The following is a 359-nucleotide window of genomic DNA, read 5'->3' as shown; positions in this document are numbered from 1 at the left end:
GAACACCGGTTCGCCGTCCTTCGCGAAGATGTCCGGGATGGTGCGTCCGGTCTCCTCCTCGATCGCGACGTCGGTGTCGAAGACGTCCACGTCGAGTGCCCGGGCGAGCCGGCGACCGATCGTGGACTTACCCGCTCCCGGCGGCCCGACCAGCACCGCGACGGGACTCATCGGGACTCACGACCGGCGGTCACCTCGCGAGACGCTCCTGCACTGCGGCCAGGTAGCCCTCGACGTTGCGGACGGTCTCGGTCAGCGAGTCGCCGCCGAACTTCTCGAGCGCGGCCTGCGCGACGACCAGCGCGACCATCGACTCCGCGACGACGCCGGCGGCGGGCACGGCGCACACGTCGCTGCGC

General features: G+C 71.6%; 1 protein-coding gene and 1 pseudogene. Both read right to left on the bottom strand.

Going from position 1 to position 359, the window contains the following annotated elements:
* A partial coding sequence (locus AC1DYG_RS20925; protein ID WP_477641740.1) for a shikimate kinase occupies positions 1-171 on the bottom strand: 171 nt, incomplete at its 3' end.
* A 19-nt stretch (positions 172-190) separates the two neighbouring features.
* Positions 191-359, bottom strand: a pseudogene (locus AC1DYG_RS20920) (chorismate synthase); the annotation flags it as partial.

Source organism: Pedococcus sp. P1_H8 (assembly GCF_056405175.1).
This window is presented reverse-complemented; position numbering and strand designations above follow the sequence as displayed.